Origin of the sequence: Dyadobacter jejuensis (assembly GCF_003149085.1) — a bacterium.
Lineage (GTDB): Bacteria > Bacteroidota > Bacteroidia > Cytophagales > Spirosomataceae > Dyadobacter > Dyadobacter jejuensis.
In genome coordinates this window covers 483,592-508,434 of the sequence record NZ_QGDT01000002.1, presented here as the reverse complement: position 1 = coordinate 508,434, position 24,843 = coordinate 483,592, and the positions used below count along the sequence as shown (strand labels likewise).

The following is a 24,843-nucleotide window of genomic DNA, read 5'->3' as shown; positions in this document are numbered from 1 at the left end:
CCAAACGGAGTACTAAACTTAGGTAAATTAGGCCGTGTACCAAAAATAATGGCCAACCACTTTACTAGGGCTGGCCATTATTTTGAACCTCAATATTATTTATTAAATTTTAAAACCTATTGTCGCTCGAAGTACATTATTGTTTTTATCGCTACTCTTTACAAATTTGCTAATACCCCATTCGTGGGAAACGTCTAAGGTGATAAACCCGAACTCTAGGCCTATTCCAGCGTTGGCTCCATAATAGAACTCGTTGAGGTTATCCTTGCTAAAGGAGGTTTGGGTGCTATTGTCGACCGAGAGTAGGTAGTTGCCTACAATACCTCCTTTTACATTGAACTTAAAGAAACCACTGTTGGCTTTGGTTAAATATACCCCCACCATCATAGGTACTTTTAAGGTATGGATCCTAGGGCCGTCAGTGAACGACTTCTGTTCTACGCTGTCCTTCTCAGTGATTTCGAGCGAGGAGTTAAAATAGTGTACACCAGGCTGTACGAAGAATCGATTGGCGCGAATTCTAAAGTCAAGACCGGCATTCCAACCTGCTCTCCCGTTGATCTCGTCATTGTCGGAAGAGGTGTCGAAATCCTGCGCATGAAGTCCTACCATCGGTATGATCCACATGCCTGAGTTTCTGGCTGGTCGCTCTCCTAGGCGTTCTTCAAGACTTTTGCCCTTGCGTTCATCCGACTGTTGGTCGCCGAAATTGTTTCCAAAATTCGATGCTTGATTGTTCTCATTCATGCGGCTATCCATCATGAATTCCTGCTGACGGTACCTGCGTTCCCGCAGCCAAGCCTGATATTCTTCATCTTCTTGGGCAGCACTAAGGCCCGTGCTCATATCTGGTTTTGGAGCCTGAGTTTTATTTATGTTCGGCTGGTTATTTTTTTGATAGTCGGGCGGTAATATAATGTTGTTGATGATGATCGTAGGCTGGCCGGCTTGTTGAGGGTAATTCTTATAAGTTGTTTCAACAACCCGTTCCGTGATATCGCGGATAGTCTCTTGTTTTTTTACCGTATCGACCACCACCGTGTTTTCTATGACCTTAGCAGATTTGTCTTTTTTATCGGCTTTGGTAGTCGTCTGAGCCATTATGACAGGTGCAGTAGTGGCTGATAAGAGGAATGTGCATAGCAGAATCGTTTTCATTTTTCTTAAATTAAAGTTTATTGATGAAGTGTAACTCTAAGAGTCAATCCATACTAAAGATGGTTTTACTTATAAATTAATACAAAAAAACCTTGCCATGGGTCCTTTAGTTGTCCAGAAAATATCAAATTTTTAGTCCATTTTCCTAACGGAGCCGAATAAATGCCGCCTTTTCTTACCTTAACATATCCGTTAAATGCCTTGTTAGTAGTGTTTTGTGAGGCAAGGTCGAGTTCGGGGGGATGGAAGTAATAACCAAACTTTCAAAAAAGATCGAGCGCTAGGTATTTTTTGAAAGAATTAAAAAATGGGAATAATTGGGGCAGTATTACCAAAGTGTTTGATCCACACTGCCCCCCCCAGTGTAGGTGGATGTTCGTGCCTGGGGTGGGTGCCCAGGGATCAGTTTGAGTAGTTATATCCATATTTGCGATGGATTTTTCTCTTACTCATTTTCTTTGACGATATCTTCATAGCAATGTTCTTTTCGGGTCGGTCACGTTGGCCCGTTGGTAAAGCGGCTATTCTGTCGATTACCGCCAACCCATCGATTACCTGTCCAAAGACCGTATAGGACCCATCCAAATGGGGCGTGCCGCCGATGTTTTGGTAAATAGTTTTTTGTTGCTCCGTAAATGGGCGTGCCGCCCGGGTTTGCTGAAACTCAAGTTCGGTGGCAGTCCATTTTCTGCCTTGTACCAGGTAAAACTGACAGCCGCTGGATGCTTTTTCTGGGTTGTCGTTTCGAGCCGCCGCTAGGGCTCCTTTTTGATGGAACAAGGCTGCCGAAAACTCCGCAGGGATGGTATAGCCAATATCTCCTTTTCCCAGGAGCGTCCCGGCAGGTGCTTGTTTGGAGTCGGGGTCACCGCCCTGAATCATAAAGTCGTCGATTACCCTATGAAAAAGTAGGTCGTCATAAAACTTTTTATCCACTAGTTTTAGAAAATTTGCTTTATGCAAGGGCGTTTGATCGAAAAGTACCAGGTGCATTACGCCTTCACTGGTTTCGATCGTGACGAGTTGATCTTTTTTTGTTTTTTTCTGAGCGAAGCTACAAGTAAAAGTAGAAGCCAGTAAAAGGCTTAAAAGCAGATTTTTCTTGAATGACATTGGTTATTGATCTCGATAATTGGTGAAGGTAATTAGTTATGAGCGAGGGCTTGTTTGGACCTGGGCGCAAACAAAAATTTGAGTCCAAAGTCCTTTCCTTTAGTAACGTCCTCCATCAAAACGGTCATCGTGGATTCATTCCATTGGTACACCATTTGTTGGTCAGTACCCGCCCCATATTTATCGGTAAAGTAGTTTTTGCCAGATTCCCATAGCTGTTTGGTGGCCTCTGGGCTGTTCAGGTATACGTCGATTTCGATTTTATTGACAACGCCTGCCGCGGAAAGATGGTACTGTATATCGATGGTTTCGTGTTGGTCGGTTTCGTGGGTGTAGCCTAGATGGTCGGCCGACTCTTCAAACATTTCGTAGGTCTCCAGCGCTTTTACTTTGCTGGGTTCATCGCCAATGGAAATGCCTCTAACACTCCCTTCGGTGCTATTGCTAAATATTTCTTCTAATAACTGGGATTGGTTGCTGTTGAGCTCGTTCTGTATGGGGTCGTTAAGGGCAAGGCTGTCCGCAGCGGCATCGGTAGCCTCCTTAGAGCCTGGCTGACAAGCCGAAAGCAAAGACCAAAACAAAAGAGCGTAAAGTCCAGTGTGTAAAAAGAATGGCTTCATAGTGCTTTAAAATAGAAAGAGGTAAGATTGTTAGATGATGTAAAATTGTAAAATCTTTTCACAAAAATAACTAAGAGCAAGCGGGATAGGAAATTTATTATTAGAAATCGCGTGTCAGGTTAAAGAAGAACCGACCCTCGCGCTGACGGTTGTAACTATAGGTAAATTTTGCTACAATATTATAGAATGTCACGATATCGACGCCGGTGCCAGTTCCCAATAATAGTTGGTTGCCCAACTGGGTATTGCTAAGCTCGGGCTTTGTGTTACGAATATAACCGGCGTCGGCAAAGGTATTGAGGTACACGGCTATTGGAATGGTGTTGAACTGACGGATGGGGATCCAGTCAAATTGTTTGCGCCAGGAGAATAACTTGAATTTAATTTCATTCTTCCATAGGCCATAGTCTTGTCCATCGATCACATATAGTTCATAGCCCCTCACGAGGTCGTTGCGGTAACCCAGTCCGGTTCGTTGTAGGTAAGGCTGGCTCTTGGGGAAGGATAGCCTCGCCTTTACACCGGTATTTGCAAACCATCGGGGACTCAAGGGGATATATTTCCGATACGATCCGTAAAGGTAGGCGGTGTTGACCTGGTCGGAGGGAAGCAGGCCTATTTTGGAGAACTGCACGCCCCAGCTTTGCCCTCTGAGCGGGTATTGAACATTATCCCTTTTGTCGAAAGCGAAGCTATAGGTCAGCTGAAAATAGCGTTGCTGGTTGTTATTCCGATCCAGGTAGTTGGGGTTAAGCCGAGCAATGGTGTCTGAAATACTGGTGTTGCTCCAGCGGAGGTCCAGGGAATGATAGCTGTAAAACTTGTTGCGCCGAGTCAGATTGATAAAGGTGTAAAATCTGCGTTTGTTGATGTCCTCACTGTTGAAATAACTGAGTTTATCGTTCCAGGTTCTATAGGCAGTGGTTTTATTTATCGAATAGGAGGCGCCCACGGTTATACCCGTTTTCTGGGCCTTGTCTATATAAGGCAACGAGTAAGTGACGTCGAATTTGGGTATAAAGCCAAATTCGGCTAAAAGTTTGAGCTTGTCGGCTCTCCCTGTCAAATTTCCATAACTAAAATAACTGCCATATATGGTTCTACGGATGTCGCGGTTGCGGTCGTACCACCATTCGTTAAAGTTACGGTCGGCGAGTTGGAAAATAGGTAAAAATATAAAATACCAGCGCTCTTTCATCACTACGGTGATGTCGATGGTGGTGGAGTCTTGGCCGGGGTTGGTAAGCATGTCTACCGTCACGAAAAGATTGGTATTGATGATTTTTCGTTGGTCTATCTCCAGCGCATGGGCTAGTCCTAGGCTATCGAAGCGATCGCCCGTAGCGATGGCCATCTCCCTTCTAATGATAGAGGGGCGGGTTCTTTCGTTTCCTTCAAAATAGATTTGGCCTACTTTCAAGGGATACAATAGGCTGTCGACCTCCGATTGGCCATGGCCAACTACGGGGGAAAGCAATAGTACGAGAAAAAAAAGGAGGGTATTGGTATACCTTCCCGATCCGAATAATTTCAAATGATTGACGGGCAATAATTTAAGACTTGATTGTTCATTTATAGTTCAAAAGTACTGTTTAATTATATCCAATGACCTATCCAGGGTTATTTTTCCGTTTCGGTGCCTGCTAAGATTGGTGTTAAATCCTATATTTTTTGAATATAAAACCAGAATAATAATGAAACAAAGTAGTCTTTTATTTGAGGGACCGAGTATGATAGACATACAAAGACACTAACGCGATGTCAAGGACAAGGGCAGAAATATTGATCAAAAAAATGCTAAACAATGAGCTCACAGCCAATGAATTAGCAGAGTTTATAGAAGGGCTTCGGGATGTGCAACAAGAAAAGCATTATTCGGACATTCTTGAAAACTATTTCAACCACTTGTTACAGGTGAGCAAGAGAGAACGGATTGATGGAGCTAATAACGACTGAAACATTGCCCAGAGGCCTTGTCGACTGGAGGATCGTATGGTGGTTTTCTGGAGTGCTTTGGGGCATAAAATTCTTCTCTGATGGGAAAGAAAAAGTCATTTATAAATATAGTTTTTGCATTTTTTTAATTGTCGGTTATAGTTTTAAAGTCGAAAATATTTAATTCAAAAATTCAATTTATCGAATAGTCTTTTTTCAGCTAAGCCTAGTATATTGGTAAATAAAACTGGTAAACAGGTGGTTATCCTAATAGAATATTTTTTCTAATAAAATACACTAAAAACTAATCTTAATAATTTGATAATACAGGTCTCTGAAAGAGCCGCTGACGAAAATGTAAATATTCTTCTTTGTGATACGATGTATGGATTTGTATTGGAAAGGGGGCGTTTCGGGCATAGGACTGATGAGTACAAAAAGAAAAGACAATTTAAATCTAGTACCAACTTTTAAACTTTAAATCCGACTATCCATTTTTACTTACTTATTCATCTCACTCAATATGAAAACAAGTTTTATTTTTAAGAATTCGCTCAGGCGTTGGGCCATCCTGCTTTTGCTGGCTGGTTTCCAAACAACGTCTCTGATGGCCGCTCCCAGTAATGGGGGGGTGCATGTTGCCGATAGAACCATCACCGGGAAAGTCGTATCTAAGCGGGATGGTAGCGCATTACCGGGTGTCAATGTGGTCGTAAAAGGGTCGCAGCTGGGTACTTCTACCGACGCCAATGGTAGCTTTAGTATTTCAGTAAGTGAGTCTGCTAGTCCCATATTGGTGTTTTCTTTTATTGGTCATCAAAGCCTTGAAGTAGCCGTTGGAGCTAAATCGGTAATTGATGTGACTCTAGAAGAAAGCAACGAAACACTTAATGAAGTGGTTGTAACGGCCCTTGGAATTAAGCGGGAGGAACGTTCTTTAGGTTATTCTGTAGGCAAGGTAGATGGCAAGGATATCAGCCGTGTTGCCCAAGAAAACGTATTGAACTCCCTATCTGGAAAGGTCCCTGGGGTTACCATTAGCCAAACTGGCGGTGCCGGTTCTTCGGTGAGTATGGTTATTAGAGGAGCTACTTCGTTGAGTAACGATAACCAGCCCTTGTTTGTGGTGGATGGTGTCCCCATTGCCAATACCCTGAACAACATTACCCAGGTGGGTAGCGACAACCGGGTCGATTTTGGAAATGCTATCTCCAGTTTGAATCCCGACGATATTGAGAGTGTATCTATCTTGAAAGGCCCCAGTGCTGCCGCCTTGTATGGTTCTAGAGCCGGTAATGGGGTGGTGTTGATCACTACTAAGAGTGGAGCTAATGTGAAGAAGATGACGGTATCGATTAACTCTAATACTGTTTTTGAAAAGCCATATAAATTCCTTGATTTACACTCACAGTTTGCTACGGGTATTTTGCCATTTACGCCAGATAAAAACCCGTACCCAGGGGGTGTGTTGGTGATCGACGAAAACTCGGCAGGAGGGGTAGGACCGGAGCTAGACAAAGGTTATAATGCCATCCAATGGAATAGCCCGCTAGATGCCGACGGTAACCCAATAGCCACTCCTTTGGTATCGCATCCTAATAACGTTAAAAACTTCGTTAGAACTGGAATTACAACTACTAACGGGGTTTCTATTTCGAATAGCACCGATTTGATGAACTACCGTTTGTCGTACTCCAATATGACCAATCGGGGGATCGTACCCAATTCTGATCTATATAGAAACTCGTTGAGCTTAAACACTTCGATGAAGTTGAGCAAGAAATTGACTTTAAGCTCAAATATCGACTTCAGTCGTAACAACTCCAATAACAGGCCTTCGTCCAACAGGGGAACCAACCCACTGCAATGGGCTTATGCCGTTTCTCCCCATATCGATATCCGTGACCTAAGAAACTATTGGGTAGACGGACAAGAAGGGATACAGCAGCTATCACAAGGACCTGGAGATTATAACAACCCCTATTTCTTGGCCTACGAGGTGAATAACAGCTTTGCCCGGGATCGTGTTTTCGGTAATATGAAAGCCGATTATCAAATTACGCCTCATTTAAGTGTGATGGGCCGTTTTGCCATGGATACTTACCGGGAAGAGCGCCAGATCCAAATAGGAAATAGCTATACCAACCAAGTAGGTGGAGGTTATGGTATTATCAACCTAAACAGCTACGAAAGAAACGCCGATTTCTTGGCTACTTACCAGCGCGATATTAGCGACTTTAGTCTTTCGGTATCGGCCGGGGGGAATTCACGTTATCAAAGAAATGGAAATACGAGTACTGCAAATGGTAATGGTACAGGCTTGGTAATTCCTGGCTTATACAACCTGTCAAATATCGCCACCAACAATTTGGTGTATGGAAGTGGTTTCTATGAAAAATCAGTATTCAGTGTATATGGATTGGCTAACTTCGGCTATAAGGATATGATATTCTTGGACGTTACCGCTCGTAACGACTGGTCGAGTACTTTGCCAAAAGCCAACAGGTCTTATTTCTATCCTTCGGCTTCTTTAAGTGTACTCTTGAACGAAATGATTCCATTTTCGAACCAAGTTAGTTTGTTGAAACTTCGTGGTGGTGTAGCTCAAGTGGGTAACGATACCAACCCTTACAGCTTGTTGGCAACACTTGGAAATGCCGGTTCATGGGATGGAATTACCCGTTTAACGAAGTCGGGAAGCATTCTTCTACCCGATCTTAAGCCTGAAATCGCCACTTCTTATGAAGCAGGGATAGATGTTAACTTGTTTAGAAACAAATTGCGCTTTGCGGGTACTTACTATATGGTAGAGAATAGCAACCAGATTATCCCTACTACGCTGCCTGGTTCTTCTGGATTTACCTCTAAGAATATCAATGCTGGTTTGTTAGTAAGCAAAGGACTTGAATTACAACTTGGGGGTACACCTATCGACCGCAACGGTTGGAGATGGGATATCAACGCCAACTGGTCCAGAAACCGTACGACGATCAAAGAATTGTCGGATGGCCTAGATTTCTATACCCTATGGTCGGATGCCAAAGGGGGTGCTAGAACTTATGTTGGTGAGCAAATCGGAGACTTGTATGATGCCGAGTTGGTAACGGTTACCGATGAAAGCTCTCCGTATTATGGATATCCTATTTTGGATGATAACGGCTCTTGGCAAGATGTTTCTTGGAGCAATACCAGAACTAAAATTGGTAACTTCAACCCAGACTTTATGTTGGGAATGCAAACTTCAGTTTCCTATAAGGGCTTTAGCTTGAACTTGACCTTCGACTGGAGAAATGGTGGTAATTTCGTATCGCAGACCTATCGTTACAGCGAGTCGGATTTGAAATCTCAACGTTTCCTCGATAACCTGATCAATCCAAACGGATTAAGCGGAGATGCCCTTCGTAACCACCTGGTGGAGAACGATCTGGTACGGGTGAATGGGAACAAATTTAATATTGTAGGTGGACCTACTGCCGAATATGGTGGTTTCCCATTTGAGTTTGGTGGAAATGCCTATGACTACGGGGTATTCAATCCTGGGGTAATTGCCGAATACGATTCTGAAGGTAATATTACTGGTTATACTGAAAACTTGGGTGGCCCCGGTACCAAAATCATCCCTTATGGTGACAACTACCCATGGGACTTTATGCGTGCCGCTACCTTCGATGCTTCCTTTATTAAGCTAAGAGAGGTTTCTATCGGATATGATATTCCTTCGGCATTGGTGAAGAAAATAGGTGTACAAAGCGCCAATATTGGGGTGTATAGCCGTAATATCATCTTGTGGACCAAAGCCAAAATCGGAATCGATCCTGAAATGGCCTTCCAGCAAGAATCTGGTACTCAGGCAGGAACGCAGTTCAAGCAAGGTATCGAGCGTTATAACGTAACACCATGGGTGATTCCTGTAGGTTTCAGATTAGGTCTCACTTTCTAAAAAATACAATTCTCGTTTATTTTAATATAAACCATTATGAAAAATTTAAATCGTACAATTTTCTCCCTTCTTGCCCTGGCTATGATTGCCTTTTCGTGCAAGGATTTGTCGGAGATCAACGAAAACCCCAATGGGGTAGCACCGGAGACGGTGAATCCTAACTTGATCATGCCCACGGTATTAACCACAGCGGCCAAGTTATACACCAATCTTGGTTATCAGGATATAGCGGGTGTGGTCCAACATACCCAAAAGGATGCCTGGGCTAGCTCCCATAACGATTACGATTGGGGCGGTAGCCAGAGTTGGAACGACTATTACGGCGTATTGAGAAACAATGACCTGTTCTATCAAAGAGCCGTAGAAAACAATTTTGAGTTTCACCAAGGAGTAGCATTGGTGATGAAGTCCTTTATGTTTGGCCTTATTACCGACCTCTGGGGTGATGCTCCCTATACGTATGCCCTTAAAGGCGAGGCAGGAGCGGTAGAGGACATCCTTCCCGCTTATGATGATCAAGAGGTGATTTACAAAGGCGTTATTGCTGACTTGGAGACGGCTGCTACTTTACTTTCCAAATCCAAATCAGAGTATCAAGGAATTGTGGATGAGGTAGATGTGTATTACGCTGGAGATCCTACCAAATGGCGTAAAATGGCGAACTCGCTCCTATTGCGTTACTATCTACGTATTTCTACCAAATTGCCTGAATTATCGAAGGCTGGAATAGAAAAGATTATGAGCGACCCTGCCAAATATCCCATCATCACCAGTATGGCCGACGATGCAACCATGTCTTATCCAGGTAATAATTCCGATGATTCTTGGCCAGCAAATGCGGTAATCGATGCCAGTGGTAGCAATTACAGAAGAATAAAAATGTGTGCTACCTTGGTTGAAAAAATGCAAATGTTGGATGATCCTCGTTTGGGAATTTGGGCCAGCAAAGTTGAAATACCTTTGGTATATGATCCTACTTTACCTGATGGTACCGATGAGATTATCGATGGAAAACGTTATTTGTCTACCGATATGGTAGGAAGCACAGACATCGATACCGACCCTGAATATGTGGGGATGCCTCCAAGTTACTCGGCCCTCCCATCTATTTACAACCTGAATCCTACTCCTGGTCAAACTTCTCGTAATCCGCACGTGTCGTTCTTGAATGAAAGATACATGGAGGCTTCTGGGGATTTATTGAAGTCAAGACTTATCTCGGCTGCTGAGGTGAATTTTATCCTTGCCGAGGCCGCTCTTAAAGGATGGTCGGTAGGTGGTACCGCTAAGACATACTACGAAGCGGGAGTAAAAGCCTCTCTGTCCACTTGGACGGTAGGCGGCGATTATGCTACTTATATCGCCGGCGATGGCGTTGCCTTTGACAATACCCTTGAGCAAATTATTGAACAAAAGTGGATCGCCAGCTGGACTGCAGCCACCGAAGCTTGGTTCGACTACCGCCGTACGGGTATTCCTAATTTGAAAGCGGGGCCCGCGGCCAAAAGAGATGCACTTCCCGTACGTTTCTACTATATGGTCGATGAATTGTCTATCAACGCTGCCAATGCGGCCGCTGCTATGAGTAAATTGGAGATTACTTCATTCTCTCAGGCAGACCAACAAAATAGTGCCTGGTCTAAGCAATGGCTGGTAAAAGGTACCAACTTGCCTTGGTAATAATGGTTTGAATAAGTTGTTTGGGACTGAGGTTGCTGGGATTTACTGGGCAGCCTCAGTCCTTTTAATAAGGAAACCCATCCTATTAATGAAAAAGATCAAAAATTTCCTGGCCCTCTGCCTCGTATTGCTCTGTTCGGGAGGCTTATGGGCTCAATCACTTCAGCTCGGTGCCGCCAAGCGCGACATTACCCCCAATCCACTACTCCCCGTTTCTGGAGGAATTGGTACACCACAGCCTGCCACCAAGCAGGAAGGTGCCTTGTCGGTAAGGGCCATGGTTTTAGAAAAAGGTGCTACTCGGGTCGCCATTGTCAATATTGATAACCTCGGTTGGCCTGCAGCCTTAGGCGATCTCTCCCGGGCATTGATACCGGATATTCCCAAAGAAAATATATTAATAGGTTCCACACATACACACAGCGGGCCCGATGCCTATGGTTTTCCTAACGAAAAGGGAGAAACCTTTGCCGATCAGTCCTATCTCGATTTTTGTGTTCGTCAAGTAGCGGACGCCGTCAATGAAGCCCTCGCTACTAAACAGCCCGTGGACCTACGCATGGCCGTTGGCGAAGCCAAAGGGAAAATTGCCTATAATTACTATGCACCAGAGCTTTACGACCCCCGTTGTGGTGTGATACAGGCTTTGGGTAAAACGGGAAACAAAAAGGGGGAAGTCATCGCTACTTTGGTCAATTATGCCATTCACCCCGAAGTGATCGGTGCTGGAAGGGGCATCTTGAGCCCCGATCTATGTGGCCCGTTATACGATCGGATTGAAACAAAAACGGGTGGTATGGCCTTGTTTATGAATGGAGCCCAAGGTGGAATGGTTACCGCCGACAACCGCCTGGAAGGTGGAAAAGAAGCCAATGACTATGCCGAATGCACGCGTATCGGTAATTTGCTGGCCGATGAAGCCCTCAGGATCGTATCGGGTGCTCCCTTGCAAACCGACCCTAGTCTGTACATAACCGCCCGTTCGGTCGATTTCCTCATCGACTCCCCTGTTATGAATTATATCCTTAGCAAATCGCCCCTGAAATATAAGATTCCTAAGCCAGGTGTGGCCCGGACGCAGGTCAACCTGGTCAATATAGGGTCTGCGCAGATCCTCACTATTCCGGGCGAAGCCTTGCCCAATATTGGGTACTATCTCAAGAGAAAGATGAAAGGGAAGCAGCCTTTCTTGTTTGGCTTGACCAACGATGCCTTTGGCTACATCCTTACCGAAGTCGATTTCAATAGTTTTAAAAGATATGAATATGTAAGCCGTACCAGTTTAGGAGAACAAACCGGTGAAATTTATATCAAAGAGGCCTTGGAGTTGATTCAAGAGGCCCCAGCCCCCGACGAGACCAAAAAATAACATCCAATAAATATATTACTGATTATGAATAAAATAAAATCCTTGACCCTCGCTTTGGGTATGTTGTTCGTCTGCACATTTGGTGCGGTGGCTCAAGAGTCGATAACTCCCGAAACAGCCCTAGAAAGCTATCTGAATAATGGAGATAAGTCTTTTAAATGGACCATAAAAGACAGCTATAAGCTAGAAGATCTGACGGTATACAATCTTTTGCTTACCTCGCAAAAATGGAGGGAGTTTACCTGGACGCATCAACTTACTGTGGTAGTGCCCCCTAAGACGGAATACGATGGAGCCTTGGTATTCATTACTGGAGGTGCCAATAAGGATGGTATGCCCAAATGGAATGAGAACAAAGAGGATAAAACCCTCCTGGCCTTGGCCAAAGTATCGCAGACCAACAAGGCGATTGTGGCGATGTTGCGTCAAACACCCAACCAGCCCAACTTTGGGGATCTGACGGAGGATGCACTGATATCCTTTACGTTTCATAACTTTAAGAAAGATCATGACTACAGCTGGCCCCTGTTATTCCCGATGGTGAAAAGTGCCGTAAGGGCCATGGATGCCGTTCAGGAGTTTGCTAAGACCGAGCTGAACCATACCGTAAATCGCTTTGTGATTTCGGGAGCTTCCAAAAGAGGCTGGACCACCTGGCTAACGGGTGCCAGCGATAAGCGCGTAGCCGCTATTGCTCCTATGGTAATCGATGTATTGAACATGCCCATTAGCCTCGACTATCAGATGACCTCTTGGGGGGACTACAGCATTCAGATCGAAGACTACGTAAAGTTGGGTATACCCCAGTCCACAGGTAGTGCCGATGGAAGGGCCCTTACTACCATGATAGACCCTTACTCGTACCGGGAGAAACTTACCATGCCCAAAATGATATTTATGGGTACTAACGATGAGTACTGGGTGGTGGATAATATAAAAAACTACCTCAAAGACATCCCCGGTAACAACATGCTTCATTACGTGCCCAATGCTGGTCATAATCTGAATGGCGGTAAGCAGGCGATTGAAGCCCTGGGTTCCTTCTTTGGTGCTACCCTTACGGGCAGTCCCTATAACGTTTGCGACTGGTCACATACTTTGACCAAAAAAGGGGTAAAACTTAATATTAAAACCACCCCCGACAAATTGGTCGATGTGATCGTATGGTCCGCCACCTCTCCCGATCAGGATTTGAGAAACGATACCTGGACCAGTAAGAGTCTGGATATCAAGAAAAAATCAAAAATTGTGGTGACCGAAGCCCTGCCCGTTTCTGGTTTTAAGGCTTTTTATGTCGACCTGAAATACAAGGACATTCATGGGGATACCTATACCGAAAGTACGCGGGTGTTTTTGACGACGGACAAACAAGTTCTTTAATCCATCGTTTAGTATACTTTATCACGACTCGATTATGGTGGCAACCGACAGCTTTTGGGCCGTTGGGTGTTTTCCGAACAAGATTTTCTACCGAAATGTGCTACTCCTAGCTTTGCTATTAAATCGGTCGTGATAAGGTCTATTTTAAATACTGATTATTCCAAACGCCTTGTCTCAGGTATTTGCCTGCAAGCACAGAAATACATTCAAGATATGAAAATAGTTAAATTGGCCTTTTTAATTGCCCTGACCTCTGTCATGTGGCAGGCCTGTAAGCCTACTGAAAAGGTATCTGGTAGAACGGTGAAAAACGTCATAGACGAAACCGTGACCAGGCTCTATGCCGACATGAGTCCCACTCAGCTAGACACCATTCAAGAGGCCTTTATTATGAATTATATAGGCCCTGAGGATTTGGAAGTGTTGGCAACCCAATTTTTGAATTTCGACGCCAATGTGCCCGTAACCGTTTCGCTAATGCGCGATAAAAGCCAAGCCGTGGTTCCTTTTTGGATAGAACAAAAGGGCTTTAAAAAAACGGATATGGAGGTGAAGAACGAAATGTCGACCTACGAGGTTTGGCAAAAGGACTTCGATAAAGGGGCCGTAGGCTTGGGTATTAACGGCTTCGATAAGCATCGTCCCGTTTACTTTATTTCAGTGGCGCCGCAGAAGAAAGGGGATGAATTGCAGATTACCAACGTAGTCCCCCAAGAATACGGACAAATCACCATGAAGAAAGGCGCTTTCGTTTACCATGATTGGGACGAATTGGTGTTGGACGAGGTTCCTGAGGCACTTGAGGGCCAGGTGCTTTTTACCACCGTTCGTGGGCGTGCAAGGGAAGCTCATTTGGTAAAAGCCTTTCGGAACACCATACATCCTTCTACCGACCAGCCCGACCAGCTCTTGCAAACCTGGAGTGGGGATCCCAAAACGACGATGAATATCCAATGGAGAACCAATACTACGGTGCCCACTGGCTTGGTGAAATATTGGATAGAAGGCCAGAAGGATACCTTGAAACAAGAGGCTTCATTGTTTAAAATGGAAGACCGGTTGTTACAGAACGATCGGTATATCCATCGTTTTACGGCCAAATTGAAGGATCTTACGCCAGGTACTTTATACCAGTATCAGGCGGGTAGTCTTGGTGGGAAATGGTCGACAACGGCTACCTTCTCTACCGAACCGGCTGAGGATAAGGGTTTCTCTTATATTTGGTTCGGCGATACTCATTACTCGGCTGAGTGGGGTGTCATGGCTCAAAAGGCCTTCAAAAGGCATCCTGAGGCGGCTTTCTATTCGATAGCCGGCGACCTGGTAAGTACCGGACTGCACCGCAGCGAATGGGACGAGTTGTGGGATAACTCTGGGAATGTATTTCAATACAAGCCGCTAATGCCGGTTCCTGGTAACCACGACAGCCAAGATGGCCTTGGCTCTTGGATGTACGAAGAAATGTTTAGCCTCCCCGAAAATGGGCCTATAGATGTCCCTAAAGAGGTTACCTATGCCTTCGAATACCAAAATGCCCTATACCTTCAGATTGACGGTACCCAGCCCAACGACAAGCAGACCGCCTGGATAGAGGAGCAGCTAAAGAATACCAAGGCTACCTGGAAATTTGTGATGTTTCATTTTCCTCCCTATAACCTGGAAGAACCCTACGACGACATTCGTGAAAAATGGTGTTCTCTGTTCGATAAATACCATGTCGATATGGTGATGAGTGGTCATATGCATTATTACCTGCGAACCAAGCCCATGTATAATAATCAGGAGGTTTCGGATCCATCCAAGGGGACCATCTATTTGATGTCTATCGGCCTGCCCGATCATCAGGAAGAGTGGCCCGAAGAGGAATATGCCGAAGTGCGCTATCCCGACGGCCCCTTTTACCAGCATATGCAGGTAAAAGGCAATACCTTGGTATACGGCTCTTTGGATCCTGAAGGGAAAATTAAAGATGAATTGATCATTAAAAAATAAGATAGACCCCTCTGATTTGGACTTACAAGAACAAACAGAGGGGTATTTAAAAATTTTGTTATGTTTAGAGCTAGTTTATGTGCCTTCTTTTTGCTAGTACAAGTAGGTCCGGGGTTTGCCCAGGATTACGTTTCGAAAATTAGGCAGGAATTCTTGAATACCCATTCCACCTCGGTACTGGTGGCTTCCCATCGTGCCGTTCACAACCATGTTCCCGAAAACTCCATCCCGGCTATCAAGGAAGGGATTCGCTTAGGAATCGATATCTTAGAAATTGACGTCAAGGTGAGTAAGGATGGTATCCCGATGTTGATGCACGACGGGGTGATCGACCGCACGACCAACGGGAAGGGCGACTTGGAAGAGCAGCTTTTTGAAGACCTCCGCAAGCTGCGCCTGGTGGATAAAGGAGAGCTTACCGACGAAAAAATCCCTACCTTAGAAGAGGTGCTTACCCTAGCCAAAGGGCATATTATGATCGACCTCGACCTTAAAACCGACCGGATGGAAGAGGTGATTGACGTGATTCGTAAAACAGGCACTAGCGACATCGTTTTCTTTTTCGATAGCGATTATGAAGTTTTGCAGCTGGTCGATCAGGTCGACGAGCGCTTTATGATCATGCCCCGTGCCTATAACCAGGCCATGGCCGACTCTGCCATCCATCTATTCGACCCTGAGGTGGTGCATATCGATCCCAAATTTTATACTCCTTCGGTAACCAAACTCATTAAGAAGAATAATGCCAGGGTTTGGATCAATGCCCTTGGCAAATCTGATGAGAAGATTAGAGCGGGGAAAATTGAAGAAGTGATCGATGAATTGACCATTCATGGAGCCAATATCATACAAACCGATGAGCCTGAAGTGCTTTTGAAAGCCTTAAAAGCCAAAGGGCTGCATTGGTAAATTAGGATGCCTCCTGTCCCTAAGGTTTGGAGCTCTGGGATAGGAGGTGTTTATTTTCGGTCACCCTTTTATTTGGCTACCTTTTAGGAGCCAGTATGATCTGTCCTTTGGTTAGAAAACAGTAAGCTAATAAGAACCTATGAAAAAGTTAGTACCAGTACTCTTTTTGTTGATGTGTTGTGCTACGGCACAGGCCCAAATACCACAAGTAAAACATATTGTGTTGATAGGGTGCGATGGCTTGGGGGCAAAAGCCATACCCGACGGGGAGATGCCCGTACTCAAGCGACTGATGAAGGAGGGATCCTGGTCTTTGACGGCCCGCACGGTACTGCCTTCCTCTAGTGCGGTGAACTGGGCATCGCTGCTCATGAGCGCTGGCCCCACCGAACATGGCTTTACCGAATGGGGGAGTAAGGTTCCAGAAATCGAACCTGTTCTAAAAACAAAATATGGCCTGTTCCCCAGCATCTTTAGCGTAGTAAGGGACCAGAAGCCCAAAGCCAAAACAGCCGTCATATATACCTGGGGTGGAATCCAATATCTGATCGAAAAGGAGGCTATCGATTTTATTGCAACGGGTGCGGACGACTTCTCGGCCGATACCGCGGCGGTGATCATCGAGCGCGAAAAACCTTTGCTCACCTTTATCCACCTCAGCGCGCCCGACAACAAGCTGCATAACGATGGCTTTATGAGTCCTGCCTATAATGAAGAACTGAAATATGTAGACCAGCGAATTGGCCGGATCGTTGAGGCCGTCAAAAAGGCGGGCATTGAAAATGAAACCATCATTATGGTAACCTCCGATCATGGCGGGGCTGGAAAAGGACATGGCGGTAAATCGCTCGGTGAAATCTCCATTCCCTGGATTATCGCTGGGGCAGGAGTGAAGAAGAACCACGAAATCAAGGACGTGATCATGACCTACGATACTGCCGCCACGATCTCCTGGATCCTGGGACTTACCGATCCCCAAGCTTGGAGGGGAAAGCCCGTTTTGTCCGTATTTGAATAAAAGAGCGCGCGTCTTTCCTAAACCAGATTTGACTATGAAATTACTAGCTATTAAATGGATCCAAATTTACAGCCTAATTGGCATTTTATGCATAGGTAGCTCTGTCTGTTATGCCCAGTTAGTCAATACAGAAGACAGCCCGAAATCAGGGGCGATCCAGAGAGAAATATGGGTGAATGCATTATATAAAATAGCTAATCCGGTCATTGACAACCTGGCCAATGGGACGCTAAAAAAGAACATGCCTATCGAAAAGGGGCCCGGGTATAACGGTGATGCCAGGGAAGTTACCTACTTAGAGGCCTTAGGAAGGACGCTCGCCGGTGTAGCCCCATGGCTGGCACTGCCCGATGATCATACAGCAGAGGGAACCCTGCGGAAACAATTGCGTATGAAGGTTTTACAGGCCCTCAAAAATGCTGGCGACCCCGCCAATCCCGACTATATCCAGTTCGACACCAAGAGCCCACAGCCATTGGTCGATGCAGCCTTCTTAGCCCATGCCTTTGTACGTGCTCCCAAAGCGCTTTGGGAGCCATTGGACCAGAAGACCAAGCAAAGCTATATCGATAATTTTAAGTCGCTGCGAACCAAAGCGGGGGCTTATAATAATTGGTTGCTATTTTCGGGGATCACCGAAGGCTTTTTGTTAAGTATTGGTGAGCAGCCCGATCCAGTGCGGATACAATACGCACTCAACAAGTTCAAAGAATGGTATGTCGGCGACGGGTGGTATTCGGACGGCTCCTTATTTAGTATGGATTATTATAATTCTTTTGTGGTTCAACCCATGTTGGTAGACTTGTATACCGTTCTTCACAATAAAAACAGGGTTTCCGATACGGATTTTCAGTTGGTTGTGAAAAGGATGACTCGACATGCCGAATTTCAAGAAAGGATTATTGCTCCAGATGGCACCTTTCCCGTGTTTGGGAGATCGGTTACCTATCGGAGTGGGGCGTTTCAAGTGTTGGCCCAAACGGCCCTATTACAAAAGCTTCCGGAAAATATAGAACCAGCCCAAGTACGCGGTGCGCTGACCAAGGTATTTCAGCAGTTGTACGAAGGCGACCAGAATTTTGATGAAAATGGCTGGCTGGTCATAGGTTTTAACGGGCATCAGCCTCAGATCTCGGATTACTACACTTCTACGGGTAGCTTATATATGGCTACACTGGGCTTTCTGACCTTAGGTTTGCCGGCTAATCATCGCTTTTGGACCGATCCTCCAGCGCCTTGGACCTCTGTAAAAGCATGGTCAGGGCAAAGTGTAAAGAAAGATTATAAGGTGGATTATTAGGGCGATGCCCTTGAGGTCATCAGGTATTTTAGTCGATCTTTAAGTCGTATTGTGTTAACAGGCCAGCCAGATCCGATGCTGAGAAGCGCGCCTTTTTCATCCGATTGATTTCTGGATTGATCTGAAAGTGTTGGGCCGATCGAAAATCACATTTTTCGAGGATGCTCCGGTCAAATATCGCCCCTGAGAGATCTGAATCGTCGAAGGTGGCTCCTGTAAGGTCCGCTTCCGCAAAGTCCACTTCGTGTAGGGAGCAGCGTGTCCAGGTCGTTTTCTTTAGGTTTAACCTATAAAAGGAGGATAAGTTGAGCTGACAATCCTGGAAGGTCATATGCAGCAGAAAGGTATTACAATTGTCGAAATGCAGGCCCAGGAGCTTACATTCGTCAAAGTGTACATCCTTAAAGGCCGTCTTGGAGAGGTTGGCCATGGTAAGGTTGCAGCCATCGAAGGTACAGTCGGCAAAGGTGAACCCCGTTAGGTCACATTCCGAGAAGTTGCAACCTGTAAAGGTGCAGGAGTCATACTCGCCTTTGGGCAAGGGTACTTGAGTGAAATCCTGGGAGTTAAATGATTGATCGTCGTAATAATTCATAAGTAGGTATTAACAGCGCCTAAAGATCGGTAAAAAACGGGTCTAGGCCTATCCGGAATTCAGATTTTAATGCTATTAAAAAAGCCTCCATAGGCTTAAGTAATGGAGGCTTTTTTATACGAATCCGAATTTGAAGGGTTACTTATAGTATTTGTCGATTAGGTATCGAGGGTTATCCCCCCTTATAGGAACCTTCCAAATCTTTCCTGCAAATCCTGCAGGTCATTACCCTCTGTGATGGAGTCTTTTCCTGCCTGATGGACCATTTTAGCATGACGCAGGATGGTTTGTTGATGGCTTTTGTGGTCTGTAAGCACATACATGGTATGGAAGCGTTCCAAAAGTCGAATCAAAATGGTAGGACTTCCACTTCCATATTGTCGGATGAGGTTAAAGGCTGCGTCCATGGCTCCCGCAAAGGAGATCCTTTTGGTGCTTAAGCGAATTTGTGCTTCATCGTCGTATAGATAGCCACTGGGAAAATGTATTTGGGCCAAATACGAGAGGGGAACGGTCAGCCGATCGATGCAGGTCAGGGCGGTATACGGATCATTCACTCCGGGTGAAAGGGCCCGGGCGGCAATTTCGACCAACTGATGGATGGCAAATTCTACATCCTGAGCAGGACTACGGATCTTTCCCATAATCAGAGCATTTTTCACGGCCTCTGCATGGTCATCGGTAACGAGCTTCTGGCCGCTCATTAAGGCTAGAGACATGCCAGGGATTAAAAAATCGCCTGGTCGATAATGCAATTCGATTAATAGTTTCTGATCCTGAGCCAGCTCCACCAGGCTTTCGTAATCCATGGCCTGTAAGTACCCATTTTTTTCATTACGAACTTCTTTTCGGTAGAGATACCCTTCCTTCGAAGCTTCGAAGCTCTTTCGCTCCTCCGTACTGTTAAGGGTCTGCGTGCTGGGGAGTTCTTTACGTACCGAGTGGGACAACTGCTCGCTGATATCGGAAATAACCTTGTCGGCCTGGATGCTAACGGATGTATGATGAATAAACACGATCAGGAGGATGACGTTCGCAATGGTTAGGAGCTCAGCAAATAGAATGGATAAGTTGGGCACAAATAAATAATCATTCTCAGAGTGAACGGATTTCAGGACGATCAGGCAGAAGACAAAGGTGGCGATGAAGGTACCCAGTACGACTTGGTTGAGCCGGTCGTACATAAAATTGCGCAGAAGTCGGGGGCCAAATTGTGAGGAGGCCAGCGTGAGCACTACCAGGGTGATGGAGAAGACCGTGGTGGCCATGCCTAACATGGCACTGGCAATGGTCGAGAGTACCGTTCGGGCCGATTCGGCACCCCCAGAGAGGATAAACCAAACCAAGCCAGAAGTAGGAAGGTAGGACCACTGGCTATCGATATATAACAAGAGAAAGGCCATGCCTATGGCCGAAAAAATAATGATTAATGGAAGAAACCAAAAGCTGGATTGTAAAGCATCCAAAAAGTACTTAATCTTGGTTTTCATTGTTTTGACCGGTTTCTCGTTGTAAAAACTACCTCTCCAATGCCAACCTCTTGGCATTCATATGCCTAAGCTTTGACATTGGAAAAGGTACGAATATTTCACAGCAGTCCCTAAAAATTGCAGGAAAGGAACCGGCTCTTTTGCTAGCTCCTAGGCAGTGAGCGCAAGTTGGATCTTCACGATGGCCTTGGCAAAGGAGGCTATGTCGTCGGATGTTCCGAGCATCCCACTCTGCAAGATCCATACGGCATCCTGGTAACAGGCTTTTTCGGCTTCTGGACATTCCACTTGGGTATAGTCTACCTCCTCGGGTATGGCGTAGCACATAAAGTTTTTGTTCTGAAACAAAGGTTGTTTGTAGAGGGGCTCCGGATATCCTTTAAAACAGGGAACCCCTTCGGCCGCAAGCATTTCTACAAATTGATTTTTCGGCGTGTTGCCAAAAAAGATGGGGTCGTATTTAAAAATATAGATATGGTAGCCATGCAAGGTCTCTCCATGGCCTCTGGTCAAGGGGCTAATCCCATTGATATCTGCGAGTAAGAGGTTCAATAGGAGCCCATTGTTATTCCTTGTTTGCGTCTGTTCTTCTAGCTTTTCGAGTTGTTTGGAAAGCAGGGCGGCTTGCATCTGGGTAATGCGGTAATTGCAGCCTGGGTTATAATGTTCGTACCACTGGCCCTCTTCAATCCGGCCCACATTGCGTAGGGAGCGCATCATCAGATACAACTCCTTGTCGTTGGTGACGACCATACCTCCTTCGCCCGAGGTGAGGTTTTTGGAGGACTGAAAGCTAAAGCTACCCGCGTCGCCAATGGACCCAAGTTTGCGTCCCTTGTATTCGGCGCCGTGCCCATGTGCAGCGTCCTCTATCACCCGTAGGTTATGCCTTTGGGCAATGTCCATGATGGCGTCCATATCGCAGGCCTGTCCTCCAAAATGAACAGGGATAATGGCTTTCGTTCTATCGGTAATGGCGGCTTCTATTCGTGTAGGATCCAGGTTGTAGGTCTCCGGATCGATATCTACGAATATGGGTACGCAGTTGCATTCGATCACCGTGGAGGCCGTGGCTATAAAAGTATAGGGAGGGACAATCACCTCATCGCCGGGTTTTACCCCACAGGCTATAAGAGCCAACCGCAAGGAAACCGAACCGTTGACACAAGAAACGGCATATTGGGTACCGCAATAAGCCGCAAATTCGGCCTCACAACGGGCCACCAAGTCGCCACAGTCGGGATTGCCCCATTGTCCGCTACGTACTACTTCGGCTACGGCGTCTACTTCCCGTTGGTCGAATACCGGCCAGTTAAATGGTGCTTGTACTTCTTTGGTGCCGCCGTAAAAGGCCAGTTTTGTGTCCATCATGGAGAAAAGAATGTAATAGTAAAGTTTTGTTATAATACGCAAACCCGTCGCTATTGGGCTATTGCCACGCCTATGAATTGGGGGGGCTTCTTCTAGTGGATTTTAGGGGCTCGACCCTTTAGGGGAGCGTATTATCAATAGCCTATTTTAGGAAGTGCTTCGTAATCATGATTTAGCGTATCAACTAACTCAAACCCTTATCCTGATATTCGATGAATCGACAACAATTAGTAGCGCTGGTCCTAGCCAGTATGTGCCTAGCTACTGCCTGGGCCATTAGAGGGCAGTTTGGCCACGAACAAGGGGCCGCCTGGGCTGGAGGCATCGGCGCTTTGGCCATTGTACTCCTAGCAAGGCGTGCCGACTGGTATGCCAAAGCCTTACAACTCTCTTTGGCTTCGGCCGTTGGATGGGGCGTCGGGGGCATTATCAGCTATGGCATGGTAGTGGGCTACGGACACTCTTCGTCCTTCGTCAATGCGTATTATGGCTTGGGAATGCTGTTTGTAATCGGCGGCCTATTCGGACTGCTCGGTGGGGGGATGTTCGGGTTGGTGTTGTCGGACCGGGCAGATAAGCGGGTCGACTGGCCACAGGTAATCGTAGAAATGACGGTCGGGGCCGTTATCTTTTATTATTTTATCGTAGAACAAATGGGCTGGAAGATGACCCCCCCTCGCTCCGAAGCATGGGCGGCCTGCTTCGGCATGACGGTCGCCTTGTTCTGGTATATGTTCCGTCATGGTCATACAGGGGCCATCCGTGTGGCTATTTTCTCTGGACTCGGCGCTGGCTTTGGCTTCGCCTTTGGCAATTTTATTCAGGTAATTAGCCGGGAGTCTGGAATTCCATTTAACTTCTGGAATGTGATGGAGTACGCTATAGGCTTCTTCGGTGGACTGGGCATGGCGTATGGTACCTTCACTACCGATTGGCCTCAATCCGATGCGGTCGTGTCAAAAAAGAAATTGCTCACCCCTTTGGTGCTATTAACCCTGGCTATTCCCTTTATCGTTTGGGAGCAGTCGTTCGGGAGCGAACGGGTGACCAAAATGGTTACCGAGCTCGCGCCCTCTTCCAATATAGAGGCCTTGGCAGGAAATGTCCAAATGGGGGCTTTGTTGTTGGTACTGCTCTCTTCGGGCTTTTGGCTGTATTATTTTTATATCAGAAATAAGGCGTTGGTCATTTCAGTCGAACTGCAGGACATCAAAAGGTTTTTACTAGGTCAATTAGGCCTTTATGCAGTGCTCAGTTTACTGATTACCGGTGCCTTTCTGAGTACCGACCGAATAGAGCAATATCTCTATTTCTTGAATCTAATCGTGATCGGGCTGTGGATCGACAAGTATAGTGTCACCTTTAGTTCGAGGAGGCTCAATTGGTCTCGCTGGGGTATCAATTTGGTTTTTGTGTTGGCCGTAATCGCCTTATTTGCTGCAGTGGCCATAAGTTCTCATGGGGTATTACACCATGCCCAAAATCGGTTTGAGTAAAAGAATATAGAATTTATCATGCCCTGTTTCAGTAATTGGAATGGGGCTTTTTTATGTGGCATACGTAAAGGGGTTTATCAAAGAATGGTTCAATAATTGTAGTAAATTCGGTAGCTTTAACAATTAAGCTATCTTGGTAAATGTAAGGAATGGGACTTTTGTTACGACAGTTACTCCAAATGCGTTTACGTGATTAAACATACTAAATATGAAAAGTGAAAATATCGAAATAAAGAATAGGAATGGGCATAGCTTAAATGCCTATTTAGAACTTCCTGCCAACCAAAAGCCCAATCATTTTGCCATTTTTGCCCACTGTTTTACCTGTAATAGCAACCTAAATGCTGTTAGGAACATCAGCCGGTCGCTGGCCAATCATGGATTTGGGGTACTTCGCTTCGACTTTACAGGCTTAGGAAAGAGTGCGGGTAGCTTTGCCGATAGTCATTTTTCAGCCAACGTGAGTGACCTAATCGACGTTCACCAATACATGAAGGAGCATTACGGAGCCCCTAAGTTGCTGGTGGGGCATTCACTCGGAGGAGCCGCGGTGTTGGTGGCAGCCAGCCAACTGGCCGATATACAGGCGGTCGCTACTATTGGTGCACCAGCCCGAGCCGACCATGTAAAGCACCTATTTATCGATCAGGTGACCGACCTTTCCGACGAGCAGGAAGCGGAAGTGCGCATTGGCGGCCGCCCGTTTAAGATTAACGGCGGGTTTATCAAAGAACTCGAGCAATCGGATATGGATCAGGTGATCGGCTCCTTGCGCAAACCTTTGTTGATTTTTCACGCTCCTATGGACTTAACGGTAGGCATTGAGAATGCTCATCAGATATACCAATTGGCCCACCACCCCAAAAGCTTCGTTTCTTTGGATGGAGCTGACCACCTTTTAAGTGATAAAAAAGATAGCACTTATGTGGGAGATATGATCGGCATGTGGGTGGATCGTTATATCCCACAACAAAAAAATCAAATGCTCGATCCGGTAGGAGAACAGCTGGTAGCACATTTGAACCTCAAGGAAAATAACTTTACCACCACCATTCAAACGGCCCATCACACGCTAGTAGCCGATGAGCCCGCTTCGGTGGGGGGCGACGACTTTGGGCCTTCTCCCTACGACCTACTGGTGGCTGGCTTAGCAGCCTGTAGTGCTATGACGGTGAAGCTCTATGCTCAGCGCAAAGAATGGCCGTTGGAGGAGCTGTATGTATATGTTACCCACGACAAAAAACATGAGCAAGACCTCGATCCAGACCAAAAAGGAAAAGGGTTTATGGATCATATCACTAAAAAGCTCAAATTTGTCGGAGATTTGGATGAGCAACAGCGCCAACGTTTAATGGAAATTGCTTCCAAATGTCCCGTTCATAAAACCTTGGAGAGTAAGGTGGTGTTTGAAACGGAACTCCTAGAAAAAGAGGCCTAGAGATGATAGGCTGAAATTAAAATATAGAAACCAATA

Annotated in this window: 18 protein-coding genes; 11 read left to right on the top strand and 7 right to left on the bottom strand. The window is 45.8% G+C overall.

Annotated features, from left to right (window positions below):
- Positions 1-102: 102 nt before the first annotated feature.
- The 4 genes from CLV98_RS06160 to CLV98_RS06145 all read right to left on the bottom strand — a co-directional run bounded on the left by CLV98_RS06160 (position 103) and on the right by CLV98_RS06145 (position 4,428).
- Positions 103-1,158 carry a porin family protein gene (locus CLV98_RS06160; protein WP_109673413.1) on the bottom strand — a complete coding sequence of 352 codons (1,056 nt, stop codon included), beginning with the start codon at positions 1,156-1,158 and terminating at the stop codon, positions 103-105.
- A gap of 402 nt (positions 1,159-1,560) precedes the next feature.
- The gene (locus tag CLV98_RS06155; protein WP_109673412.1) at positions 1,561-2,271 is read right to left on the bottom strand and encodes a peptidylprolyl isomerase; all 711 of its coding nucleotides are present in this window, start codon (positions 2,269-2,271) and stop codon (positions 1,561-1,563) included.
- Between the two features lie 32 nt (positions 2,272-2,303).
- The gene (locus tag CLV98_RS06150; RefSeq protein ID WP_109673411.1) at positions 2,304-2,894 is read right to left on the bottom strand and encodes a hypothetical protein; all 591 of its coding nucleotides are present in this window, start codon (positions 2,892-2,894) and stop codon (positions 2,304-2,306) included.
- A 100-nt stretch (positions 2,895-2,994) separates the two neighbouring features.
- Complete coding sequence (locus CLV98_RS06145; RefSeq protein ID WP_229203243.1) at positions 2,995-4,428, bottom strand: BamA/TamA family outer membrane protein; 1,434 nt, start codon at positions 4,426-4,428, stop codon at positions 2,995-2,997.
- 260 nt (positions 4,429-4,688) lie between these two features.
- Here CLV98_RS06145 and CLV98_RS23385 point away from each other — a divergent pair, with 260 nt between their 5' ends.
- From CLV98_RS23385 to CLV98_RS06100, 9 genes are all read left to right on the top strand, one after another.
- Positions 4,689-4,850 (top strand): hypothetical protein, encoded by a 162-nt coding sequence (locus tag CLV98_RS23385; RefSeq protein WP_158281203.1) that lies wholly within the window; start codon positions 4,689-4,691, stop codon positions 4,848-4,850.
- 502 nt (positions 4,851-5,352) lie between these two features.
- Positions 5,353-8,769 (top strand): SusC/RagA family TonB-linked outer membrane protein, encoded by a 3,417-nt coding sequence (locus CLV98_RS06135; RefSeq protein ID WP_109673409.1) that lies wholly within the window; start codon positions 5,353-5,355, stop codon positions 8,767-8,769.
- 36 nt (positions 8,770-8,805) lie between these two features.
- Positions 8,806-10,449, top strand: coding sequence for a SusD/RagB family nutrient-binding outer membrane lipoprotein (locus tag CLV98_RS06130; RefSeq protein ID WP_109673408.1), 1,644 nt, complete (start codon positions 8,806-8,808; stop codon positions 10,447-10,449).
- 88 nt (positions 10,450-10,537) lie between these two features.
- Positions 10,538-11,818: a hypothetical protein gene (locus tag CLV98_RS06125; protein WP_109673407.1), complete on the top strand. Its 1,281-nt coding sequence runs from the start codon at positions 10,538-10,540 to the stop codon at positions 11,816-11,818.
- 24 nt (positions 11,819-11,842) lie between these two features.
- Positions 11,843-13,198 carry a PhoPQ-activated pathogenicity-related family protein gene (locus tag CLV98_RS06120; protein WP_109673406.1) on the top strand — a complete coding sequence of 452 codons (1,356 nt, stop codon included), beginning with the start codon at positions 11,843-11,845 and terminating at the stop codon, positions 13,196-13,198.
- Between the two features lie 213 nt (positions 13,199-13,411).
- The gene (locus tag CLV98_RS06115) at positions 13,412-15,190 is read left to right on the top strand and encodes a purple acid phosphatase family protein (RefSeq protein WP_109673405.1); all 1,779 of its coding nucleotides are present in this window, start codon (positions 13,412-13,414) and stop codon (positions 15,188-15,190) included.
- Between the two features lie 60 nt (positions 15,191-15,250).
- Positions 15,251-16,099, top strand: coding sequence for a glycerophosphodiester phosphodiesterase family protein (locus CLV98_RS06110; protein WP_109673404.1), 849 nt, complete (start codon positions 15,251-15,253; stop codon positions 16,097-16,099).
- 139 nt (positions 16,100-16,238) lie between these two features.
- Positions 16,239-17,117, top strand: coding sequence for an alkaline phosphatase family protein (locus CLV98_RS06105; RefSeq protein WP_109673403.1), 879 nt, complete (start codon positions 16,239-16,241; stop codon positions 17,115-17,117).
- Positions 17,118-17,151: 34 nt separating this feature from the next.
- Positions 17,152-18,417 (top strand): DUF2264 domain-containing protein, encoded by a 1,266-nt coding sequence (locus CLV98_RS06100; RefSeq protein WP_109673402.1) that lies wholly within the window; start codon positions 17,152-17,154, stop codon positions 18,415-18,417.
- Positions 18,418-18,445: 28 nt separating this feature from the next.
- Here CLV98_RS06100 and CLV98_RS06095 read toward each other — a convergent pair whose 3' ends face one another.
- The 3 genes from CLV98_RS06095 to CLV98_RS06085 form a co-directional block, all read right to left on the bottom strand.
- A complete protein-coding gene (locus tag CLV98_RS06095; protein ID WP_109673401.1) occupies positions 18,446-19,012 on the bottom strand; it encodes a pentapeptide repeat-containing protein in 567 nt (188 codons plus the stop codon).
- Between the two features lie 182 nt (positions 19,013-19,194).
- Entirely contained in the window at positions 19,195-20,502 is a 1,308-nt protein-coding gene (locus tag CLV98_RS06090) for a DUF2254 domain-containing protein (RefSeq protein WP_158281202.1), read from the bottom strand.
- Positions 20,503-20,652: 150 nt separating this feature from the next.
- A complete protein-coding gene (locus CLV98_RS06085) occupies positions 20,653-21,873 on the bottom strand; it encodes a DegT/DnrJ/EryC1/StrS family aminotransferase (RefSeq protein ID WP_229203242.1) in 1,221 nt (406 codons plus the stop codon).
- 212 nt (positions 21,874-22,085) lie between these two features.
- Here CLV98_RS06085 and CLV98_RS06080 point away from each other — a divergent pair, with 212 nt between their 5' ends.
- Together CLV98_RS06080 and CLV98_RS06075 are read left to right on the top strand one after the other, a co-directional pair.
- Positions 22,086-23,369 carry a hypothetical protein gene (locus tag CLV98_RS06080; protein WP_109673399.1) on the top strand — a complete coding sequence of 428 codons (1,284 nt, stop codon included), beginning with the start codon at positions 22,086-22,088 and terminating at the stop codon, positions 23,367-23,369.
- Positions 23,370-23,577: 208 nt separating this feature from the next.
- Positions 23,578-24,807, top strand: coding sequence for a bifunctional alpha/beta hydrolase/OsmC family protein (locus CLV98_RS06075; protein ID WP_109673398.1), 1,230 nt, complete (start codon positions 23,578-23,580; stop codon positions 24,805-24,807).
- The last annotated feature ends 36 nt before the right edge of the window (positions 24,808-24,843 follow it).